Origin of the sequence: Bartonella sp. AA81SXKL (genome assembly GCF_042196945.1) — a bacterium.
Classification (GTDB): Bacteria; Pseudomonadota; Alphaproteobacteria; order Rhizobiales; family Rhizobiaceae; genus Bartonella.
The window spans coordinates 1-2,777 of the sequence record NZ_JBHIRH010000053.1 but is presented as its reverse complement, the minus strand read 5'-3'; the positions used below and the strand labels follow the sequence as shown (position 1 = coordinate 2,777).

Here is a 2,777-nt window from a genome sequence, read left to right as displayed (position 1 = left end):
TTGCCATCCTGCCCTGCAATGACAGTGGTGTCACCTCCCGATTTTATCGAAGAGCCAACGGCATGAGAGGCTTGCATATCCACTTTCGTGTTTTTGGTGCGAAGATGATACTCCATCTCATCGTTTCTCACCCCTATTGTTATCTCCCCTTGGGCACCAAGAGCAACATTACCCTTGGCATCTATATCGGAAGCAGCCATATGGATATCTTTTCCAGAGAGAACAGTGGTCTCTTTTCCAGAACTTAAATGAGAGCCATTGTGTAAAGCAACATGAGATGTTTCACTCCCATTCTGATTGTCCATACTGTTGCGTGTGGCATCAATCGAAACATTCCTCTCAGCTTGCAAGAGAAGTTTATCCGTTGCTTGAACATCAGAGCCTAAAATATTCAAATCTTTTCCAGAGGCAAGTGTCGTCGAGCCTCCAGAGTTGACTTCTGATTTATGATGCATGGTGGCATCACCCTGTTCATCATGGTAATGGGTTTCTGCTGAACCGATCGTCAAGTTGCCTTGTTCTGTAGCCATGGCAAGATCACCTCCGGTAGTGATCCCCACCCCGGAGGCGGTGATATTTTGTTTAGCAATCACCGTTGCATTACCACCAGCAGAAAGCGCCTCGGTATTTAAAACTGTCTCCACGCCGTCAACCGTTGTGCGCCCTGCATCCAAACGAATATTCTTCTCCGCAAGGATAACAGCATCACCACCCGCCGCAAAATGCCCTCCTTGACTGAGGATATCCCCGCCATGCACATGCAATTGGTGATTTGCCGCAATCCGCCCTGAATTGATAATCGTTGAATTGCTTGTATTTTGGCTGGTGATATTGACATCATCGCCCATGATCAAAGCTCCAGCAGAAACAAAAGAGGCTCTGTCTTTTTCAGGGATATAAAGCACCGGTGCATAAACATCCATGCCCTTGACCTGTTGGCGCACATAAATCACCATTGGGGCTTCTAGGGACGCCAATTGTTCTTCACTCAAAGCCTCACCAAAAGGGAGATTGTGTGCTTTTGCATAGTCTGCCCCGACATCCAGCAAGGTTTTGACTTGTTCAATGGCATCACTTCCAGGAATAAAGGAACCTTTGCCCAAACCTTGACCAACAAGATCACGCATTTGTTTTTCAATCAGCTGCTTTTCGAAATAAGCATCGCCTAAGAAAAAAATCTCTCTGTCAGGATTGTAACCAATTCTGTTCAAATAATAGGCTGAGCCATAAAACTTGCCAACATCAAGGAATTCTGCTCTAGTTTCATAAATGAAATTTTGATTGGGCAGCGTGCCCCCAACACCCCCCGATTGGGGTTTTGGTAAAGGAAGCCCCTCAGCAAGTTCCCCCGCATTATTGAGATCGACTGTTGGTGTAAAGAGAGCGCCAGCCCCTGTTAAACCACTTAAGGACTCCAGTGGATTGCCTTCAACTGCTTGTGCTTTAAAATGCGCATCCCCTGTAATCGAACCTTCCGCTGCCGTGTTATTGAGTTGATCGACCACCAAATTCAACGTGCCACCCGCTTGGACAAGACCAGGAGCTGCATCAAGAGCTTCTGAACCAGTATGGCGATCCTTGCCATCGGCTATATCTAAAGAAACATCGCGGCTTCCATCAGCTTTATAGCCATAACAATAACCATCCTGCGTATTGGCATTACAACCCAGATAAGTTTTTTTATAAGCCGTTGCACCCAGATTGGTCAGCACACCAGCGTGGATATCGGCATTTCCCCCTGCTCTCATAGAGCTATAATGGTTGTCAATGGTATCAGCGTTAATGATGAGATTGCCACTAGATTGTATTACCCCCGAAACAGTTGGTTTATGCGAAAATGCTTGTGTGACAGTCTTTTCTGTCATATGTGACCAGTCTTCGTTTATTGACCCAAACCATCCTCCCTTCCGCCGAGAACCATTCCATACAAACTCTTCTATGTCTCCTTTTCGAGCATTATGTTTCCAAGTAAATGCCTTATAGACTGTCCCATCTTTTAAAGTTGCCGTGCCATAGGTTCCTTCTTTGTTATTCCAAAGTTGTTGCTCAAATATAAAGTGTTTTGGACCGACTGGCCCACTCTCCCTCTTAGAAAGTTTTCCTTTTCCCCAACGATCCCAGTACATATCATGATATAAAGGCCTACCATCGAGAAAATTATATTTGTCTGGTTTTTCGAATGAAATATCGCTATATTCCGTTTTTTCCGTGATGACAGGCGTGCTATCAGCTTCGTTTTTTAGAGTGTTGGTTTGGATATTTAAGTTTCCACCAGCTTGAATAAAGCCCGCTTTGTTCACAAGCGAAAGGCTTTTTCCGCTGCCAGCTGCATTGGTGAAAGATAAATCACCTTCTGTCATTATGGTGCCAAAATCATTGAGCAAAGCACCATCAACTTGTAAAGCACCATTGCCCTTCACATAAATTAAGCCCGTTTTGTTGTTGGTCACATCCCCCGTCACGCTAAAGACTAAATCCTGCCCCGATGCCAATTGACCGCTATTTCCAAGCTCCCCCGTTTTGATCACGAAATCTCTGGCTGCTAAAACAGAAGTTGTCTCATCAACCATAACGCTTGGAGCAACAAAAAGAATATCTCCAGTCCCTCCCTGATCTGTCACGGCTTGTAGCCGCGCATTGTGAATATCAAGAGCATTGGTGCTTTGAAAGTCTAAACCGCCATAAGTCAATTTACTGTCCGAGACATCAATATGATCTGCAATTAAATACAGCGTTTGCGGCGTGTAAATATGAGAACGATTATTGCTTAAATCGAG

General features: G+C 44.9%; 1 protein-coding gene. It reads right to left on the bottom strand.

Annotation, left to right across the window (positions count from 1 at the left end; translation table 11 throughout):
• Nucleotides 1-2,777, bottom strand: a 2,777-nt coding sequence (locus ACFINZ_RS09265; protein WP_375701377.1) for a hemagglutinin repeat-containing protein, incomplete at both ends; no start/stop codon positions are given.